At 51.0% G+C, this 17,527-nt stretch carries 19 protein-coding genes, 1 tRNA gene and 1 pseudogene; 19 read left to right on the top strand and 2 right to left on the bottom strand.

Annotated features, from left to right (window positions below; translation table 11 throughout):
* The first annotated feature begins 81 nt into the window (after positions 1 to 81).
* The 8 genes from Q5911_RS14000 to Q5911_RS13965 all read left to right on the top strand — a co-directional run bounded on the left by Q5911_RS14000 (position 82) and on the right by Q5911_RS13965 (position 7,398).
* Positions 82 to 167 (top strand) — tRNA-Leu (locus tag Q5911_RS14000).
* Positions 168 to 358: 191 nt separating this feature from the next.
* Positions 359 to 1,012, top strand: a complete 654-nt coding sequence (locus Q5911_RS13995; RefSeq protein WP_303183697.1) for a pentapeptide repeat-containing protein — start codon at positions 359 to 361, stop codon at positions 1,010 to 1,012.
* Positions 1,013 to 1,267: 255 nt separating this feature from the next.
* Positions 1,268 to 1,813 (top strand): hypothetical protein, encoded by a 546-nt coding sequence (locus Q5911_RS13990; RefSeq protein ID WP_303183695.1) that lies wholly within the window; start codon positions 1,268 to 1,270, stop codon positions 1,811 to 1,813.
* 32 nt (positions 1,814 to 1,845) lie between these two features.
* Positions 1,846 to 2,484 (top strand): SOS response-associated peptidase, encoded by a 639-nt coding sequence (locus Q5911_RS13985; protein WP_303183693.1) that lies wholly within the window; start codon positions 1,846 to 1,848, stop codon positions 2,482 to 2,484.
* A 48-nt stretch (positions 2,485 to 2,532) separates the two neighbouring features.
* Complete coding sequence (locus Q5911_RS13980) at positions 2,533 to 3,405, top strand: LysR family transcriptional regulator (protein ID WP_303183691.1); 873 nt, start codon at positions 2,533 to 2,535, stop codon at positions 3,403 to 3,405.
* A 179-nt stretch (positions 3,406 to 3,584) separates the two neighbouring features.
* Positions 3,585 to 3,998 carry a YbaN family protein gene (locus tag Q5911_RS13975; protein ID WP_303183689.1) on the top strand — a complete coding sequence of 138 codons (414 nt, stop codon included), beginning with the start codon at positions 3,585 to 3,587 and terminating at the stop codon, positions 3,996 to 3,998.
* Positions 3,995 to 5,731 carry an ABC transporter ATP-binding protein/permease gene (locus Q5911_RS13970; protein ID WP_303183687.1) on the top strand — a complete coding sequence of 579 codons (1,737 nt, stop codon included), beginning with the start codon at positions 3,995 to 3,997 and terminating at the stop codon, positions 5,729 to 5,731. The genes Q5911_RS13975 and Q5911_RS13970 overlap by 4 nt, the downstream gene beginning before the upstream one ends.
* Positions 5,728 to 7,398, top strand: coding sequence for an amino acid ABC transporter ATP-binding/permease protein (locus Q5911_RS13965; RefSeq protein ID WP_303183685.1), 1,671 nt, complete (start codon positions 5,728 to 5,730; stop codon positions 7,396 to 7,398). Before Q5911_RS13970 ends, Q5911_RS13965 begins: the two co-directional genes overlap by 4 nt.
* 9 nt (positions 7,399 to 7,407) lie before the next feature.
* Here Q5911_RS13965 and Q5911_RS13960 read toward each other — a convergent pair whose 3' ends face one another.
* Positions 7,408 to 8,394: a J domain-containing protein gene (locus tag Q5911_RS13960; protein WP_303183683.1), complete on the bottom strand. Its 987-nt coding sequence runs from the start codon at positions 8,392 to 8,394 to the stop codon at positions 7,408 to 7,410.
* Between the two features lie 256 nt (positions 8,395 to 8,650).
* On the opposite strand from Q5911_RS13960, the gene Q5911_RS13955 reads away from it, so the two are divergent.
* Together Q5911_RS13955 and Q5911_RS13950 are read left to right on the top strand one after the other, a co-directional pair.
* The gene (locus Q5911_RS13955; RefSeq protein ID WP_303183681.1) at positions 8,651 to 9,124 is read left to right on the top strand and encodes a flavodoxin; all 474 of its coding nucleotides are present in this window, start codon (positions 8,651 to 8,653) and stop codon (positions 9,122 to 9,124) included.
* A gap of 28 nt (positions 9,125 to 9,152) precedes the next feature.
* Positions 9,153 to 9,269, top strand: a pseudogene (locus tag Q5911_RS13950) (LysR family transcriptional regulator); the annotation flags it as partial.
* A gap of 22 nt (positions 9,270 to 9,291) precedes the next feature.
* Here the strand turns inward: Q5911_RS13950 and Q5911_RS13945 are convergent.
* Positions 9,292 to 9,624 (bottom strand): winged helix-turn-helix transcriptional regulator, encoded by a 333-nt coding sequence (locus Q5911_RS13945; protein ID WP_281725017.1) that lies wholly within the window; start codon positions 9,622 to 9,624, stop codon positions 9,292 to 9,294.
* Between the two features lie 142 nt (positions 9,625 to 9,766).
* Here Q5911_RS13945 and Q5911_RS13940 point away from each other — a divergent pair, with 142 nt between their 5' ends.
* The 9 genes from Q5911_RS13940 (at position 9,767) to Q5911_RS13900 (ending at position 17,216) form a co-directional block, all read left to right on the top strand.
* A complete protein-coding gene (locus Q5911_RS13940; protein ID WP_303183679.1) occupies positions 9,767 to 10,318 on the top strand; it encodes a flavodoxin family protein in 552 nt (183 codons plus the stop codon).
* 284 nt (positions 10,319 to 10,602) lie between these two features.
* A complete protein-coding gene (locus Q5911_RS13935) occupies positions 10,603 to 11,937 on the top strand; it encodes an MATE family efflux transporter (RefSeq protein WP_303183677.1) in 1,335 nt (444 codons plus the stop codon).
* A 2-nt stretch (positions 11,938 to 11,939) separates the two neighbouring features.
* Positions 11,940 to 12,554 (top strand): cytidylate kinase-like family protein, encoded by a 615-nt coding sequence (locus Q5911_RS13930; RefSeq protein ID WP_303183676.1) that lies wholly within the window; start codon positions 11,940 to 11,942, stop codon positions 12,552 to 12,554.
* An 81-nt stretch (positions 12,555 to 12,635) separates the two neighbouring features.
* Complete coding sequence (locus Q5911_RS13925; protein ID WP_303183675.1) at positions 12,636 to 13,526, top strand: LysR family transcriptional regulator; 891 nt, start codon at positions 12,636 to 12,638, stop codon at positions 13,524 to 13,526.
* A 133-nt stretch (positions 13,527 to 13,659) separates the two neighbouring features.
* Positions 13,660 to 14,211 (top strand): flavin reductase family protein, encoded by a 552-nt coding sequence (locus Q5911_RS13920; RefSeq protein WP_303183674.1) that lies wholly within the window; start codon positions 13,660 to 13,662, stop codon positions 14,209 to 14,211.
* Positions 14,212 to 14,403: 192 nt separating this feature from the next.
* Positions 14,404 to 15,441 (top strand): aldo/keto reductase, encoded by a 1,038-nt coding sequence (locus Q5911_RS13915; protein ID WP_303183673.1) that lies wholly within the window; start codon positions 14,404 to 14,406, stop codon positions 15,439 to 15,441.
* Positions 15,442 to 15,494: 53 nt separating this feature from the next.
* Complete coding sequence (locus Q5911_RS13910; RefSeq protein ID WP_303183671.1) at positions 15,495 to 16,028, top strand: flavodoxin family protein; 534 nt, start codon at positions 15,495 to 15,497, stop codon at positions 16,026 to 16,028.
* 32 nt (positions 16,029 to 16,060) lie between these two features.
* Entirely contained in the window at positions 16,061 to 16,912 is an 852-nt protein-coding gene (locus tag Q5911_RS13905) for an aldo/keto reductase (RefSeq protein ID WP_303183669.1), read from the top strand.
* A 145-nt stretch (positions 16,913 to 17,057) separates the two neighbouring features.
* The gene (locus tag Q5911_RS13900; RefSeq protein WP_330391240.1) at positions 17,058 to 17,216 is read left to right on the top strand and encodes a heme-binding protein; all 159 of its coding nucleotides are present in this window, start codon (positions 17,058 to 17,060) and stop codon (positions 17,214 to 17,216) included.
* Positions 17,217 to 17,527 lie beyond the last annotated feature (311 nt).

Below are 17,527 nucleotides of genomic sequence, written 5' to 3'. Positions count from 1 at the left end.
AGAGCATCTGCCTTACAAGCAGAGGGTCATAGGTTCGAGCCCTATAGGCCCCATTCATCTCAAGAATTCCATATGAGATATGCCGCAGTGGCGGAACTGGCAGACGCACAGGACTTAAAATCCTGCGGGACTAACCTCCCGTACCGGTTCGATTCCGGTCTGCGGCATTTGTATGAAGTGCTTCAAACCCTTGTAAGTAAAGGGGTTGAAGCATTTTTCGTTTTACGCAGAAGTTGTACAAGTTTGTTCGGATTCTCCTTTGCAAATTTTCCAGAAACACTGACAGGTTGACATTTGCCGGTAGACAGATTAAAATGTCAGTTGATTTTGAAAAGGAAAAAGCTGGTGTGAAGTGAATATGCAGACATTGACACAGAAAGAACTGAATCAACTGCTCAGGCGGTATGATGAATGGCTCCGGAATGATGCGGCCGGGAAGAACCCTGTTTTTGCCGGAATGGATCTGTCCGGGCTGGAATTGAAAAAAGTAAATCTCTATCATGCAGACTTCAGGGGATGCAATCTGAAGGGCTGCTCTTTCAGGTATTCGGATCTCGGGTATGCGAACCTGGAGGGGGCGGATCTGACAGGAGCGGATTTAAGAAACGTCAATCTGTTCCGGGCAAATTTACGACACGCTGTCCTTTCCGATATCTGTGTCAATGAGTGCAATATGTTCTATTTTTCGGTCTGTCCCAGTGAGGGCAGCTTTATCGGGTATAAGAAGGCGGTGGCGGGCCAGCGGTGTGCTATTGTCAAGCTCTATATACCGGAAGATGCAAAGCGCAATTCTGCCACCTCCTACCGCTGCAGGGCGGACCGGGCCAGAGTGCTTGAGATCGTGGATGAGACTGGAAAGGTTCTGGACCGGGCCTGGTCCGGAAGGGATGAGACATTTGTCTATGAGGCCGGGAAATGGCTGGAAGTCGCGGACTTTGATCCGGACAGGTGGAATGAAAAAACAAGAGGAATTCATTTCTATCTGTCAAAAGAAATTGCCATGCTTTACTGATGCACAGAAATGGTTGACGGATTTATGTTTATATGTTAATCTTTTATTACTTCTTTCCGGCGGCGGCACATCTATGCTGCCGCGGAGAGAGGTTCTGACACTATCTTGAGAGTTCTTGTATATTTCGCAAAATATCTTCATTATTTTCAATCCCTCTCAGATTTATTTTTCGGGCGGCAATGGCAGGAGGCACCGTTTTTCATGTTCTTATTGTCTGACTGCCCTTTGCCATTTATAATGAAAGGAGAAATAAGAATGGCGATTCACAAAGCATTAAAAGACCTCAACCTGCTGGATCGTTTTCTGTTTGCGGAGGCAATGGAAGATCCGGAGATGCCGCTGGAAGATGGAGCGGTGCGGATTTTTCTGAATACCCGGGGAAAAGACCGGACAGGGGTGCCGGAAGAACTGATGGAGCTGCTTCATTACATAGAACACACCACAGAAGAGGTCAGTAATTCCTGTAAAAGCGGGAAGATCAGAGAATTGCAGAGCAGGATCGCCAGGATCAAATCAAGTGAAGAGATCGGGGTGAAATATATGCAGGAGTGGGAAGAGAAGATTATAGAGACCAGAAGAGCCAGGGAAGAAGGTCTGGCAGAGGGGCGTGCAGAAGGCCGGGAGTATCATCTGTTTACGCAGGTCCGCAGAAAGATTGCCAGAGGCTGCAGCGCTGCGGAAATCGCAGAGATGCTTGAGGAGGATCCGGCTCACGTGCAGAAAATGTATGATTTTCTTGTGACGAAAATGGACGGAACAGAAGAGGAAAGCTGGGCGGCGTGGTCTGGATTACAGGGATAGTAAACAGATGCTGCTTAAAGAAGGAGACAGCCATGTGCGGACGGTATCACGTAGATAAAAATATGATGCAGACACTGCAGGAAGACACAGGTCTGGATCTGCAGGAATACAGAGAGCTTCCGGGGAATAGGGAGGGAGATGTCCTTCCTTCCCGGAAAGCGCTGGTTCTGACTGGACAGGACAACAGGATATCTGTGGAAAGTATGACCTGGGGCTTTCCCATGCCGGAGAGGGACGGGCAGTATGGAGGGGAGAGACGAAAGAAAGGTCTTCTCATCAATGCCAGGGCGGAGTCGGCGCTGGAGAAGCCCATGTTCCGGGACAGCATAAGGAGCAGGCGCTGCATCCTTCCTGCCGACCGTTTTTATGAGTGGGATGCTGACGGGAACAGGGCGGAATTTTCAGACAAAGATTCCCCGGTGCTTTACATGGCTGGTTTTTATCAGTATTTCCAGGGGGAAAAGAGGTTTGTGATTCTGACAACAGGGGCAAATGACTCTGTCAGAAAGACACACGACAGGATGCCTGTTCTTCTTGGAAAAACAGAGCTGGAAAGCTGGATTTTTGAGGATGATTTTCTGGAATATGTTCTGCACAGGGTTCCTGCAAAGCTTGATAAATTCCAGGAGTACGAGCAGACGACACTGGAAGATCTGGGACTGAAACTGTAAAAGAGTCGCAGATGGCTGTAGTATGTGCAAGGAAAAAGGAGAAGACAGATGGATATAAGGGTACTCAGATACTTTCTGACTGTAGTCAGGGAAGAAAATATATCAAAGGCAGCGCAGGCGCTCCATGTCACACAGCCGACTTTAAGCCGTCAGATGGCACAGCTTGAGGATGAACTTGGAGCGCCGCTGTTTGTCCGGGGCAAGCGACTTACGCTGACGGATGCGGGTATGCTGCTCAGAAGAAGAGCGGAAGAAGTGACGGAACTGATGGACAGGATTGAGGATGAATTCGCCTCCAGGGAAGAGGTGGGAGGCGTTATTTCCATCGGCAGCGGCGTACTGAAGTCATCCCACATTCTGGTGGAGAAGCTTCTGGCTTTCCGGGAAATGTATCCGGAAGTGCAGTATGAGATTTATACAAACACATCGGACTATGTAAAAGAGAGGCTGGATAAGGGGCTTCTGGATTTTGGACTGCTACTGGAACCGGTGGACATCAGCAGGTATGACTACATCCGTCTTCGGGAAAAGGAGAGGTGGGGGCTTTTCATACCGGAAGGCCATCCGCTGGCGGAAAAGAGCCGGATCACAAAAGCGGAACTAAAAGAAACGCTTCTGATCACACCCAGCCGGCAGTCTGTCCAGAGTGAGATCTCCAACTGGCTGGGGGAGGATTTTCTGAACCTCAATATCCTTGCTTCCTTTAATCTGATCACAGACATGACTGTCATGATGAACACGGGAGAGGCCTGCTTTCTGGCCATAGAAGGGGCTATGGAGTCCTATGAAGGACGGGGACAGGTTTTCCGCCCGCTCTGGCCGGAGCTTTCCACGGCCTCAGTCCTGGCATGGAAGCGCTCCCAGCCGTTTGCCGGGGCTGCGGGAAAATTCCTGGAATATTTCCGTGAGCAGATGAGATGATGTAAAATGATAATTATTTTCAATTATTGCCTTGACAGAAAACAACGACACATGATAGTATCTTAGGGAATTAGAAAAAGCTAACTTGCGCGGCGAAGGAATATGCTGCGCGAGTTGTTTTTTTGATTACGGGTTAGACGAAACTAATAAAAATTAGAAATGACGGAGAGAAGAGACGTATGAAGAAAAATAATCCATTCCGGATCCTGTGGATCCTTGCAGGATTTATCTGCCTGGGGCTGGGGTCAGTGGGCATTGTGCTGCCCGTTCTGCCCACGGTTCCCTTTTTCCTGGCGACTGTGTTCTGCTTTGCGAAAAGTTCGAAGAGGCTTCACGACTGGTTTATAGGAACCAGCCTGTACAAAAGGCATCTGGACAGCTTTGTGAAAAGGAAAGCCATGACCATAAGAACAAAGTGTTCTATTGCAGGGACTGTGACCGTGGTCATGGCAGCAGGGTTTATCATGATGAAAGATGTCCCGGCGGGCAGGATCTGCCTGGCTGTTGTGTGGGTCTGCCATGTCTTTTATTTCTTTTTCCGGGTAAAGACAGTAAGGCCGGCCTGCGGGGCAGAAGAAGGAGAGTGCCTATGATCAGAAAGAGGCTGCTGGAACTTTTGTCCCATGCAAAAAAATATATTTATTACCAGGTGATGTGGCAGTGGTTTGCCCTGCTCTGCCAGATCCTGATGATCTACAGTGTATCCATGCTGCTGGAGCAGGCTGTTTTCTGGCAGGTGACAGCCCGGACAGCTGTTTCCTGGGGAGCTATGGCCCTGGCAGCCATGGTTCTTCGGTTTGTCTGTGACAGGCAGGCTTCTTTTGCGTCCTACAGGGCCAGCGTGGATGTGAAAAGGATCCTGCGGGACAGGATTTATGAGAAACTGCTGCGCCTGGGCGCTTCGTACAGAGAGAAGACTGCCACATCGGAGGTCGTGCAGATGGCGGCGGAGGGGGTAGAGCAGCTGGAGACGTACTTCGGGAAATATCTGTCCCAGCTCTTCTACAGCCTTCTGGCTCCGGTTACCTTGTTTGTGGTACTTTCTTTCATAAGCTGGAAAGCCAGCCTGGTGCTTCTTATCTGTGTGCCGCTGATCCCGGTATCTATCGTGGCAGTGCAGAAAGTTGCGGGGCGTCTGCTGGCAAAGTACTGGGGGATCTACACGGAGCTGGGGGACAGCTTCCTGGAAAATCTCCAGGGACTGACTACTTTGAAGATCTACCAGGCCGATGAGGAGAAAGCCCGGGAGATGGACGAGGAGTCCCAGAAATTCCGTCGTATCACCATGAAAGTGCTGACCATGCAGCTGAATTCTACCAGCGTCATGGACATCATTGCCTACGGCGGGGCCGCGGTGGGGATGATCGTGACCATGTCAGAGTTTGCGGCGGGAAATTTAAGCCTGCATGGGGCGCTGATGCTGATTCTTCTGGCTGCGGAATTTTTTATTCCTCTGCGCCTTCTGGGGTCCTTTTTCCACATTGCCATGAACGGCATGGCAGCCAGCGACAAGATCTTTGCCCTGCTGGATCTGCCGGAGCCGGAAATGGGTAAGGAGACGCTGACAGGTGAAAAAATGGATATTGTCCTTTCGGATGTCTGCTTTGCCTATGAGGAAGACAGGCAGATCCTTGGCGGTATGTCCATGGAATTCCCGGTGGGCAGCTTTACTTCCATTGTGGGGGCATCGGGATGCGGAAAAAGTACTGTGGCCGGGATCCTTATGGGAAGAAACCGGGGATATACAGGCAGCGTGAAGATAGAGGGCACAGAGCTTTCGGATATACAGGAAAAAAGTATCATGGATCAGATAACCATGGTGAGCCACAACAGCAGGCTCTTTAAAGGAACCGTGGAAGACAATCTGCGGATGGGGCGTCCCGAAGCCAGCGGGCAGGAACTGGAAGAGGTCCTGAGGAAAGTAAACCTCTGGGGATTCCTTGAGGGGCAGCAGGGCCTTCAGACGCCTGTCCTGGAAAAAGGGAGCAATTTTTCGGGAGGGCAGTGCCAGAGGCTTGCCCTGGCAAGGGCTCTTCTTCACGATACACCGGTCTATATTTTTGACGAGGCCACATCCAACATTGACGCGGAGAGCGAGGAGATGATCATGGATGTGATCCGCCAGCTTGCCGGGACAAAGACGGTGATCCTTATCTCCCACCGGCTGGCCAATGTGACCAGGTCTGACAGGATCTACATGCTGGAGAAGGGGAAAGTGGCTGAGGCCGGCGTTCACACGGAACTGCTGGCGCGAAAGGGAGCTTATGAGAAGCTGTACCGGTCCCAGATGGAGCTGGAGCAGTATGGAAAGGAGGCGGCAGTATGAGAGCTAACAATAAAAGAAGAAGCGGCATACAGATCATGGGCCGTCTTATGGGCCTTGTGGCCCCTCTGTTCCCGGTCATGCTCCTTGCCATTCTCCTGGGAACAGTGGGATATCTGTGTGCCATCTTTCTTACCATTCTCTCCGGGGCCGGGCTTATACATATCCTGTTGGAGGGAGCAGGCGCAGAGATGACCACGCTTTTTGTGGTTCTGGTGGTACTGGCTGTGGCAAGGGGGATCCTCCACTACGGGGAGCAGTACTGCAACCATTTTATCGCCTTCAAGCTGCTGGCCATGATCCGGCATAAGGTATTTGCAGTACTCAGAAAGCTCTGCCCGGCAAAACTGGAAGGAAGAGACAAGGGAAATCTGATCTCTGTCATAACTTCGGATATTGAGCTTCTGGAGGTATTCTACGCCCACACCATCTCCCCTGTGGCCATAGCTGTGGCCACCTGTCTGATGATGGTCCTGTTTATCGGACAGTTTTCCCCGGAAGCAGCCGTCCTGGCCCTGGCAGGCTACGTGACTGTGGGGGGCGTCCTTCCCCTCGTCTTCGGCCGCAGAGGGGGAGAGGCAGGCATGGAATTCCGCAATGCCTTCGGAGATCTGAACAGCTTTATCCTGGACTCCCTGCGGGGGCTGGACGAGACCATACAGTACGGGCAGGGAGAGAAGCGCAGACAGGAGATGAAGGATCGCTCCGACAGTCTGGGCAGGATGCAGAAAAAACTGAACCGTGTGGAGGCGGCCCAGAAGTCTGTCACCAACCTGGTGATCCTTTTGTTCTCTTTTGCCATGCTGTTTCTCATGATCTCTCTGAAACAGACAGGGCAGGCAGATCTTTCGGGAATGCTCCTTGCAACCGTGGCCATGATGGGATCATTCGGACCGGTGACAGCCCTTGCAAGCCTGTCCAACAATCTGAACCAGACATTGGCTGCCGGAGAGCGGGTTCTCTCCATTCTGGAGGAGGAGCCCCTGGTGGAAGAGGTCAGCGGAATGGAAAAGACGGAATTTGAAGGAGCCTGTGGAGAGAAGGTGACATTTGCCTATGATAAGGAGACGATTCTGGAGGATTTTTCCATGGAGATCCAAAAAGGGAAGATCATCGGCATACACGGAGCCAGCGGATCCGGAAAGTCCACTTTCCTCAAGCTTCTGATGCGCTTTTTTGATGTGCAGGGCGGCCAGGTCCGTATATCCGGAAAAGATGTCCGTAAGATCAATACATCTGACCTGCGGGACATGGAGGCCTATGTGACCCAGGAGACAAGCCTGTTCCACGACTCCATTGCAGCCAATATCGCTGTGGGAAAACCAGGCGCATCCATGGAGGAGATCAAAGAGGCAGCCCGGAAAGCCTCCATCCACGATTTTATTATGACACTGCCAGAGGGGTACGACACAGAAGTGGGAGAGCTGGGAGATACCCTGTCCGGGGGCGAGAGGCAGCGGATCGGCATCGCCAGAGCCTTTCTCCACGACGCGCCTTTTGTCCTGCTGGACGAACCTACCAGCAATCTGGACTCTCTGAACGAGGGGATCATCCTTAAATCCCTGCAGGAGGAAAGGGGCGAAAGGACGGTGCTGCTTGTGTCTCACCGGAAGTCCACCATGAACCTGGCGGACAAGGTGTACAGGATGGACAGCGGGCGGCTGTCGTAGGGGAGTGCTCTAGGATCTGTAAGAGCGATAGGTATCCAGCAGACGGCTGATCTGCAGGTGCAGGCTTTCGGGAAGATGTGTGTCTTTCTCCTCCTTTTTCAGCTTCAGCCAGAGATGAAGGCGCCGGTATCCGGCGCTTTTTTTCTTTGGAGACAGGGAGGCGTCCCCGGCAGCCCGGATCCGGACAAGAACCCGCCGCTGTTCAAAAAGGGGCACGATGACGTAGTACAGGCGGTCGTCGGAAAAGGACAGATACCCGGTTTCCCGGCCTGCGCTGTCTGTTAAGTAAAGCCGATGATCTTTCAGCCTGCCCGGGCAGAGGGGTTCTTCCGCAGCCAGGGATACGGCCCGCCCTTCTGTCTCCAGCATGGCCAGGAAGCAGTAGATTTCCTGGCCTTCTTCGGTACGGATCACTTTCCGTGACAGCTCTTTTAAAAGGGGAGCTGCGCTTATATACTGCTGGGCCAGCAGGTAGGTGAGCTCTGCGTGGATCTTGTGGCGGCAGGCCGGGGCGGAGGCTCTTCCAAGAGAAGCGTCGGTCTCGTCAAGCAGCTCTTTCCCGCAGTTGTAGATGCTGCGAAGAAAAAGAGGAAAATCCTCCTCCGTAGTCCAGAAATAATTTCCTCTGGCCACAGAAAAGGTGCCCAGTATCTCGCCATCCTGTCCTTCGGCGTAGCAGAGGATCTCCCGCTCCCGGAAAGCATGGGGGTTCACAGGTGCATCCCAGGCTTTCTGTCTGCCCGCCTTTCCGGGGCCGGTCTTTCTGCCGGAAGTGTCTGCATCTTTGGCATGGCTGGAAGAGCGGAGCGTATCAGAAGGCGTCTGTTTCAGCAGGCCGTAGGCGATATTGACCTGCCAGGCCAGGTGGACATCCCGGACAGAGGGGGCGGCGTCCGGATGGAGCCGGTGCATAAGCTGTCTGTATTTTTTCTTGATTTCTGTTGGATCTGTCCCCGGGGCGACTCCCAGGATCCGGCATGCTTCTTCTCGTGTCAAGCTGCGTCACACTCCTTTCTGATCTATACGGGCCATACAGCCCGGTCTTTGTATTGCTATGATAGCAGAACATGGATGATTTTGAAAGCCTTGCCGCAGGATGAAAGTTTATGGCAGCAGACAACATATGAAGGAAATAGATATACCCGGAAAGCATGGCAGAGGATGAAATTTAGGTATTGGACATCGGAATACGGATTTTCTATAATAAAACTGTAAAATTAGAACAGATGTTATTGGAAAGGAGATCGATCATATGAGTAAGACACTTGTGGCATATTTTTCGGCCAGCGGAACGACCCGGAAGGCTGCAGACAAACTTGCGAAGGCAGCAGGAGCGGATCTGTATGAGATCAGACCGGCTGTCCCCTACACCCGGGCGGACCTGGACTGGATGGATAAGAAATCCCGCAGCACGCTGGAGATGAAGGATCCCTCTTTCAGACCAGAGCTTGCAGATAAGGACGCGGATGTCGCATCCTATGACAGGATCTTCCTTGGCTTTCCTATCTGGTGGTATGTGGCCCCCACTCTTATCAATACATTTCTGGAGAGTTATGATTTCACAGGAAAGGAAATCGTTCTTTTCGCCACATCCGGCGGAAGCGGATTTGGAAAGACCGTACAGGCGCTGGAGCCAAGCTGCCCGGGCGCTGTCATAAAAGAAGGACGTCTTCTGAACGGAGGAATGTCTGAAGCGGAACTGAAAGCATGGGCAGAGAGTGTTTAGGAAATAGTTGTCATACCAAATGGGAAAAATGGAATTACGGGTATTGAGATATTTTCTGACTGTGGTCAGAGAAGAGAGCATTACAGGAGCGGCCCAGGCGCTTCACATCACGCAGCCTACGTTGAGCCGCCAGCTCTCCCAGCTTTAAAAGCACCAGACGGACAAAGCTACAGTCTGTTCCGGTCTCCCCATTCACACATACTATCTAAAATAGGAATTAAAGATTTGCCTCGCTCAGTCAGACTATACTCTACTTTGGGAGGAATCTGCGGGTATTCTTCCCGATGGACAAGCTGGTCCGCCTCCAGTTCTTTCAGCGTGGAACTTAATGTTTTGTAAGAAATTTCACCGATATATCTTTTCATTTCATTGAAGCGGACTACACCGAACTCCATTAAGGTATATAATATCGTCATTTTGTATTTTCCGTTGATCAATGACAGTGTGTAGCTGAATCCAGTCGAACTAAGACATTCGTTTGTTATACATCGTTCACTCATTTTACACTCTCCTTTAGGTAAGTATTGCACCTTAATGTGCGTACTTGTTTTTGGTCACATTCTTGCTATGATTATAATATCAGTACTTAAAAAAATCAATTTTGTTTAAGTAAGCATGAAAGATCAAAGGAGGCAGAGTCTGGTGAGTAAGAAAATTGTGATACTGAATGGAAGTCCCCGAAAGAAAGGCAATACTTCCATGCTTGTAAAAGCATTTACCGAAGGTGCGGAAAGTGTCGGGAATACGGTGACAGAGTTCTTCCTTGACAGTATGGAAATCCATGGCTGTAAAGGATGCTTTGGCGGGCACAGCAGTAAAGAATGTCCGTGTGTACAAAAAGATGACATGGCTCAGATTTATCCGGCAGTAAAGGAATGTGATGTGGTGGTGCTGGCAACTCCGCTTTACTATTGGAACATGAGCGGCCAGATCAGAACTGCTGTTGACCGTTTGTTTGCTTTGGAGGAAGGCGACGGCAACCTTCTCAGAGGACATGACAGGGCCTCCGCTCTGCTGATGGCCGCGGAAGGGCAGGGATTTGGGGATGTGCTCACCTATTATGACCATCTGATGGAACATTTGCGCTGGAAAAATCTCGGCCACGTTCTTGCCGGCGGGAATATGGATGTGGGAGATATTGAAGGTAGGCTGGAAATCCAGCAGGCGTATGAACTTGGGAAATCTATTCGGTAAATGGCGGCGTATGTATACTATGGACGGAAACAAATATCCCCCGTTTGACAAACAAAATCCCGTGTGATAAACTTACCTACAGTTCTCGGAGGGCTGCCTGCAAAAGCGTATATAATAGTGCAGATGGCCGGATAAGAGGCAGGCTGAGATGCCTGTTCCTCGGAGGGAAAGTCATTCAGCAGAAATGATGAACCGGATAAGAGACGAGCAGAAAGCTTGTTCCTTATCCGGTTTTTTCTGTAGAGGAACCGCAGAGACTTAAGTTATATCAGGAGGATGAGAAAATGGATTTTCTAAACGGGAAGATCAAGACCATTTATTTCAAGTATCTGTCAGCAGCCTTTGGAAGCGCGCTGATCACATCCATCTACTCTATTGTGGACATGGCCATGGTAGGGCAGTATCACGGACCGGAAGGTTCCGCCGCCCTGGCGGTAGTGGCGCCGGTCTGGAACATTATCTACAGCTTCGGACTTCTGATGGGAATCGGAGGGTCCGTCCTTTTCAGCACGATCCGCGGAAAAGCGGACGGGAATGAGCGGAAATCAAATGAGTATTTCACGGCCTCTGTCATCGGCTCCATTGTTCTGGCGCTGATCATCTGGGTCCTTATTATCTGTTTTGACAGACAGTTTCTTGTGTTTTTCGGGGCGCAGGATCATACACTGACACTGGCGAGAGAGTATGTGCGGCCCATTAAGCTGGCTATTCCGTTTTTCCTTTTTAACCAGATGCTGGCTGCCTATCTGAGAAACGACAAGAACCCGGCCCTGGCTACAGGAGCCGTTCTGGCAGGTGGAATTTTTAATATTTTCGGCGATTATTTCTTTGTGTTTGTATGCGACATGGGGGCATACGGTGCAGGACTTGCCACGGCCATCGGATCGACCATCAGCTTCCTGGCCATGCTGTCCCATTTTTTCATGAAGAAGAACACACTCCGTCTGGTGAGGCCGGAGCGGCTTTTTGGCAAGTTAAAGGAGATCGTAGTGACCGGATTTTCCACCTTCTTCATTGATGTGGCCATGGGAATACTGACCATCCTGTTCAACCGCCAGATCATGATCTACCTGGGCACAAATGCTCTGGCAGTGTACGGTGTCATCGTCAATATCAGTACCTTTGTGCAGTGCTGTTCCTACAGTGTGGGGCAGGCTTCCCAGCCTATCATATCCACCAACTTCGGGGCAGGAAAAGGTGACAGGATCCGGGAGACACTGAAGTACGCCCTGGGGACAGTGGCATTTTTCAGTCTGTTCTGGACAGCCATAAGCATGCTGATTCCCAATGCGCTTATAAGGCTATTTATGACACCTACACAGGAAGTGCTGGAGATTGCGCCGTCCATTTTCCGGTGCTACGGACTCTCCTTCCTGCTTCTGCCGCTGGATATCTTTTCCACATACTATTTCCAGGCGCTGATGAAGCCCAGAGAGGCCTTTATCGCTTCGGTGGCCAGGGGACTTGTCATCAGCGGCATCCTGATCTATCTGCTCCCGGCAGTGTTTGATGGAAGCGCGATCTGGTTTGCTATGCCTGTGACGGAAGTAATTGTGGCTTTCTATGTCATCCATGAGATGATAAAATATACAAAACAGCTCAGCACAAGGGAGGTATGAGTATGAACAGGATCATTACCATTGGACGTGAATTCGGAAGCGGGGGACGAGAGCTTGGACGCAGGCTGGCAGAGACGCTGGGGTATGCCTACTATGACCAGGAGATTGTCAGCGAGATTGCCCGCAGGACGGAATTGTCGGAGCAGTATGTGCAGTCCATAGAAGAGCACCGGCCGGCCATCTCTTTCCCCATCCATGTGGGGAGGAGCTTTTACCCGGCACCTACGCCGGCGTTTGATCAGAGCATGTCCGTGTACCAGGAGCAGGCCCGCATCATTGAAGAGATGGCGCAGAAGTCGGACTGCGTTATTGTGGGACGATGTGGGGACTACATCTTAAAGGAGTATGAACCCCTCCGCATATTCGTCTATGCGGATATGGAGAGCAAGATGGAGCGCTGCCGGAGGAAAGCGCCGGAGGAAGAGAAGATGACAGACCGGGAGCTGAAGCAGCACATCCAGGGAATTGACAAAAAGCGTGCAAAATACTATGAATTTTACACCGGTCACAAGTGGGGCGATAAGCTGAACTTTGACCTGTGTATCAACACTTCCCGGACAGTCATCAAGGAACTGGTGCCGGCGGTGGCGAAGCTGTACTGCAGCCAGTTTGAGTAGCAGAGTCTGCGTAGGATGTCTGGATAGTAAAGATTGAAAAAAAGGCCGCAAAATGCTATTCTCTTCAAGAGGTGTATGAATATGGAATTACGAGTACTCAGATATTTTCTGATGGCAGCAAGGGAAGAGAATATCACAAAAGCGGCAGAACTACTGCATATTACCCAGCCTACACTGTCCAGACAGCTTATCCAGCTTGAGGAGGAGCTGGGGACAAAATTGTTTACACGAAGCAGCCACCGTATCCAGCTCACCGAGGACGGGATGCTCCTCAGACACAAAGCCCAGGAACTGATCCAGCTTGCGGATAAGCTGGAGAAGGAATTCCAGCAGGGCCAGGAGGAGATATCGGGAAATATAGCCATCGGCAGCGGAGAGACCAACGGGGTGCAGTTCCTTGCGGACATCATCCGGCAGTTCCAGGAGACATATCCCATGGTCCAGTATGACCTGTACACCGCCAGCGCGGACGACATCAAGGAAAAACTGGACCAGGGACTTCTGGATATAGGACTTCTGACAGAACCGGTGGACATTTCAAAATATAATTTTATCCGTCTGAAGGAGAAAGAAAGATGGGGCATCCTTGTGCGGGAGGATGACGCCCTGGCGGAAAAAGAGGTGGTCCATCCGGAGGACCTTCTGGACGTGCCCGTCTTTCTGGCCCGGAGGACGCTTGTCAGAAATGAGCTGGAAGGCTGGTTCGGAGACATTTACGACCAGATCCGCGTGGCCGGAACCTACAATCTGATCAACAACGCCGCGGTCATGGCGGAGAAGAAGGTGGGAGTGGTGTTCTGCTTCCAGCTTCAGAACAGATTTGACGGGCTGAAGTACATTCCCCTGTACCCGCCGGTGGAGACGGGGGCTGTACTGGTCTGGAAAAAATCCCAGATCGCATCCAGGGCCGTACGTCAGTTTCTGCGGTTTGTCAAAGAATACAGGGACATCACCCCGGAAGCATCTATGTAGTTGTGCTTCCGGGGTGATGCTTTTTGCGTATGAAGGAGCATTCAGAAGAGGTATTTGCCTTTGTGCTGACTCCGTGTCAGAATAAAAATGTAAATGTACTGACACAATGTCGGAACGAAGGGAGAGTATTGACATGAAGAGAAATATTGGTTCATTATTAGCATTATATCCTATGCCGGTGACTGTGATCGGAGCCATGAACGGGGAAAAGCCAACCTGGACGCTGGTGGCTCATGTGGGGATCATCGGGCATGACCGTATTCTGGTAAGCCTTGCATCCTCTCATTTTATCAATGGCATGATCCGCAAAGACAGGAAGCTGTCTGTCAGCCTTGTCAGTGAAGAGATGCTTCCCAAGGTGGATGTGTCCGGATCTGTCAGCGGTGCCAGGGAGGATAAATCAGAACTGTTCGCCTGGGAACCGGGAGAAAATGGAACGCCTGTCATAACGGACGCGCCGCTGACCATGGAGTGTACGGTTGTGGATACCTATGAGACAGAAGGATTTGAGAGCTTTATCTGTACGATTGACAGCACGTATGTGGAGGAGGACTGTATTGACAGCAACGGAAAACCCGATTACCATAGCATGAAGCCGGTGCTCTTCCAGTTCCCCACTTACGAATATCTGAAGACCGGGGATGTGCTGGGAAAATGTCTTTCTTTCAAAGAGAAGGACCAGTAGAACGGAGGATGAAGGGATCATGCCAAGGGGATCAGAAGAGCGGACAAACGCCCGACGGGAGGAAATCATTCTGGCGCTTCTGCAGCGGCCTGCTCGCTGGAGAGAAGAGAGACTCTTCTGAAGCTTATGTCCATGAACCACTATGACATGGAAGTAAAAAAATCATTAAATGCATGACAGGGAGGATTATATATGCAGTATACAAAATTAGGAAATGCAGATCTTACGGTTTCACGCATCTGTATGGGATGCATGGGCTTCGGGGAGGCCGGAAACGGACAGCACTCCTGGACCATTGATGAGGAGCACACAAGGGAGATCATAAAGAGCGGTCTGGAGACCGGCATCAATTTTTACGACACGGCCATCGGCTACCAGAGCGGTACAAGCGAGCAGTATCTTGGAAGAGCCCTTAAGGATTTTGCAAAAAGGGAGGACGTCGTGGTGGCTACCAAGTTCCTGCCCCGGACGCCGGAGGAGATCGAGGCAGGCGTCTCTGCCCAGGCACATATTGAGAGGATGATCAACAAGAGCCTGGAAAATCTGGGGATGGACTATGTAGATCTGTATATTTACCATATGTGGGATTACGCCACACCGCTCTATGACATCATGGAGGGGCTGAACAATGTGGTGAAGGCCGGAAAGGCGCGGTACATCGGCATCTCCAACTGCTATGCCTACCAGCTTGCCAAGGCGAATGCCCTGGCGGAGAGAGAAGGATTCGCAAAATTCGTCTCCATCCAGGGACACTACAATCTGATCTTCCGGGAGGAGGAGCGGGAGATGGCGAAGCTCTGCCGGGAGGACAACATTGCCATGACGCCCTACAGCGCTCTGGCAGGAGGCAGGCTCTCCAAAAAACCGGGAGAGACGTCAAAGAGACTGGAAGAAGACAGTTACGCAAAGCTGAAATATGACGGTACGGCCAAAGAAGACGGGGAGATCATAGCCCGTGTGGCAGAGCTTGCCCAGAAGAGAGGCGTGTCCATGACAGAGATCGCTCTGGCCTGGCTGCTGACAAGAGTGACAGCGCCGGTGGTTGGAGCCACGAAGCTGTCCCATGTGGAAGGCATGGCAAAGGCGGCGCAGATCTGTCTGACAAAAGAAGAAAGAGACTATCTGGAAGAGCCGTACGTTCCCCACAGACTTGTGGGAGTCATGGCCCAGAATACGGCAGAGCAGGCAAAGGAGAAGCACGTCAGGTCTATTGGAAGTCAGAAACTATAATATTTCTTAAAAGCCTTTTTAATTTCTTATATGGAAGAGAGGAGCTGTATCGCATGAAGATCGTTATTTTACAGGGAAGCCCCAATAAAGAGGGTTCCACCAGCATATTGGCAGAAGCATTTGCCCAGGGAGCGAAGGATGCAGGACATGAGGCAGTCCGGTTTGATCTGACAGATCTAAATATACGGCCATGTACAGGCTGCGTGGCCTGCGGGTATGAGGGGCCCTGCGTGCAGAAGGATGACAACCAAAAGATACGAAACGCCATACTTGACGCGGATATGGTGGTCTTTGCCACGCCCCTCTACTACTACGGCATGTCGGCCCAGCTCAAGACCGTGGTGGACAGGTTCTGCGCCTACAACAGCAGTATTACGCAGAAACATATGAAATCCGCGCTCCTTGCAGTGGCCTGGAACAGCGACGACTGGACCTTCGATGCGCTGGAAAGCCATTATCAGACACTGGTGCGGTATCTGGATCTTGATGACTGCGGTATGATACTGGGGAGAGGCTGTGGAAGCCCGTCCATGACCAGGCACAGCCGTTACCCGGAGATGGCCCGCGCGCTTGGACGGGGCTTGTAATCGTCTGACAGCTATGTGAAGGAGTGATACATGTGAATGTCATAAAGCTCAATAATTATGTGGAAGTTCCGCAGCTTGGCTTCGGGGTGTTCCAGATTACAGATGAGGAAGAATGCAGGAAAAGTGTTCTGACAGCACTTCAGACAGGGTATCGTCTCATTGACACGGCGGCCTGCTATGGAAATGAGCGGGCTGTGGGCCAGGCGGTAAAGGAGAGCGGTATAGACAGAAAGGACATATTCCTCACCTCCAAGGTCTGGATCCAGGATGCGGGATATGAAAAGACAAAATGTTCTTTCGAGAAAACGCTGGAAAATCTGCAGACAGATTACCTGGATCTGTATCTGATCCATATGCCTTACGGGGACTATTACGGAAGCTGGCGTGCCATGGAGGAACTGTACAATGCAGGAAAGATCCGCGCTATAGGCGTATGTAATTTTGAGGCGGACCGGCTGGTGGATCTGATACTGAACAGCCAGGTTGTGCCTGCAGTGAACCAGGTGGAGCTGCATCCCTTCTGTCAGCAGAAGCAGCTCCGGGAGGTGATGTACCACTACGAAATCACGCCTATGGCCTGGGCGCCTTTTGCAGAGGGAAGAAACGGCATTTTTACCAATGAGACTCTGACAGATATCGGAAGACAATACGGGAAAAAGCCATCCCAGGTGATCCTCAGATGGCTGCGCCAGAGCGGTATCATCGCGATCCCGAAGTCCGTTCACAGGGAGCGGATCGAGGAAAATTCCGATATTGATTTCTTCCGGCTGACGGAGGAAGATCTGATACGGATCAGTCAGATGGATACAGGCAAAAGCCAGATACTGGATATCCGCAGCCTTCTTGAAGTGTACCGGCTTTTTAACATCCGGTTTGTGCAGTAGGTGTGATACACAGCAGTGTACGGGAGGATGAACTTGTACCATTTCACATCAGAGCAGATCACCATGCCCGGGACGGAAAGCCCCTGCCTTTACATTGTAGCGGACGGATCCATGCGGCTTTACATGCCGTCGGGGATGATGGACTATATGGCGGGGCATATCCGGTGGTTATCCGCTTTTTGTGAATGGAAAGATCGCCGGCGGTATCGGTGTGGGAGGCGGCACCGAGGAGCAGGACTGCCAGATCGCCGAGTATGTGGTTTCTGTGTTTGAGCAGGAGACAAAAACAATACCGGGTAAGTGAAAAATTACATAAAAAGAAGACATATGATTGCCTGACAGGCTATATGTATGATAATATGTTTACAAGGACAACCGTGTGGCAGGGGGGCTGACCTCTATTCTATATAGAATGGGGGTGGCGCTGATGGACAAGAAACCATTTGATTTTAAAGATCTGATGGCCTTTGGAATGTTCATCCTCGCATTGCTGACATTCGTTTTTATGTTTGTCAGATAATGATTTAAGGCGTAGAAAAACCACCCCGAAGACTTTGGCGAGTGATATGATACCCCCAAGTAGGACACTAAAATATAAAAACCTACTTTGGGGGT

It is taken from the genome of Lachnoclostridium phocaeense (assembly GCF_959599685.1).
Classification (GTDB): Bacteria; Bacillota; Clostridia; order Lachnospirales; family Lachnospiraceae; genus Claveliimonas; species Claveliimonas monacensis.
The sequence above is the reverse complement of the archived record's forward strand: the minus strand, read 5'-3'. Positions and strand labels throughout refer to the sequence as shown.

What these genes read in the sequence shown, in the direction of transcription:
- Q5911_RS13995 (WP_303183697.1), top strand. Translation starts at nt 359, where the DNA reads ATGCAGACATTGACACAGAAAGAACTGAATCAACTGCTCAGGCGGTAT.
- Q5911_RS13990 (WP_303183695.1), top strand. Translation starts at nt 1,268, where the DNA reads ATGGCGATTCACAAAGCATTAAAAGACCTCAACCTGCTGGATCGTTTT.
- Q5911_RS13985 (WP_303183693.1), top strand. Translation starts at nt 1,846, where the DNA reads ATGTGCGGACGGTATCACGTAGATAAAAATATGATGCAGACACTGCAG.
- Q5911_RS13980 (WP_303183691.1), top strand. Translation starts at nt 2,533, where the DNA reads ATGGATATAAGGGTACTCAGATACTTTCTGACTGTAGTCAGGGAAGAA.
- Q5911_RS13975 (WP_303183689.1), top strand. Translation starts at nt 3,585, where the DNA reads ATGAAGAAAAATAATCCATTCCGGATCCTGTGGATCCTTGCAGGATTT.
- Q5911_RS13970 (WP_303183687.1), top strand. Translation starts at nt 3,995, where the DNA reads ATGATCAGAAAGAGGCTGCTGGAACTTTTGTCCCATGCAAAAAAATAT.
- Q5911_RS13965 (WP_303183685.1), top strand. Translation starts at nt 5,728, where the DNA reads ATGAGAGCTAACAATAAAAGAAGAAGCGGCATACAGATCATGGGCCGT.
- Q5911_RS13955 (WP_303183681.1), top strand. Translation starts at nt 8,651, where the DNA reads ATGAGTAAGACACTTGTGGCATATTTTTCGGCCAGCGGAACGACCCGG.
- Q5911_RS13945 (WP_281725017.1), bottom strand. Translation starts at nt 9,624, where the DNA reads ATGAGTGAACGATGTATAACAAACGAATGTCTTAGTTCGACTGGATTC.
- Q5911_RS13935 (WP_303183677.1), top strand. Translation starts at nt 10,603, where the DNA reads ATGGATTTTCTAAACGGGAAGATCAAGACCATTTATTTCAAGTATCTG.
- Q5911_RS13930 (WP_303183676.1), top strand. Translation starts at nt 11,940, where the DNA reads ATGAACAGGATCATTACCATTGGACGTGAATTCGGAAGCGGGGGACGA.
- Q5911_RS13925 (WP_303183675.1), top strand. Translation starts at nt 12,636, where the DNA reads ATGGAATTACGAGTACTCAGATATTTTCTGATGGCAGCAAGGGAAGAG.
- Q5911_RS13920 (WP_303183674.1), top strand. Translation starts at nt 13,660, where the DNA reads ATGAAGAGAAATATTGGTTCATTATTAGCATTATATCCTATGCCGGTG.
- Q5911_RS13915 (WP_303183673.1), top strand. Translation starts at nt 14,404, where the DNA reads ATGCAGTATACAAAATTAGGAAATGCAGATCTTACGGTTTCACGCATC.
- Q5911_RS13910 (WP_303183671.1), top strand. Translation starts at nt 15,495, where the DNA reads ATGAAGATCGTTATTTTACAGGGAAGCCCCAATAAAGAGGGTTCCACC.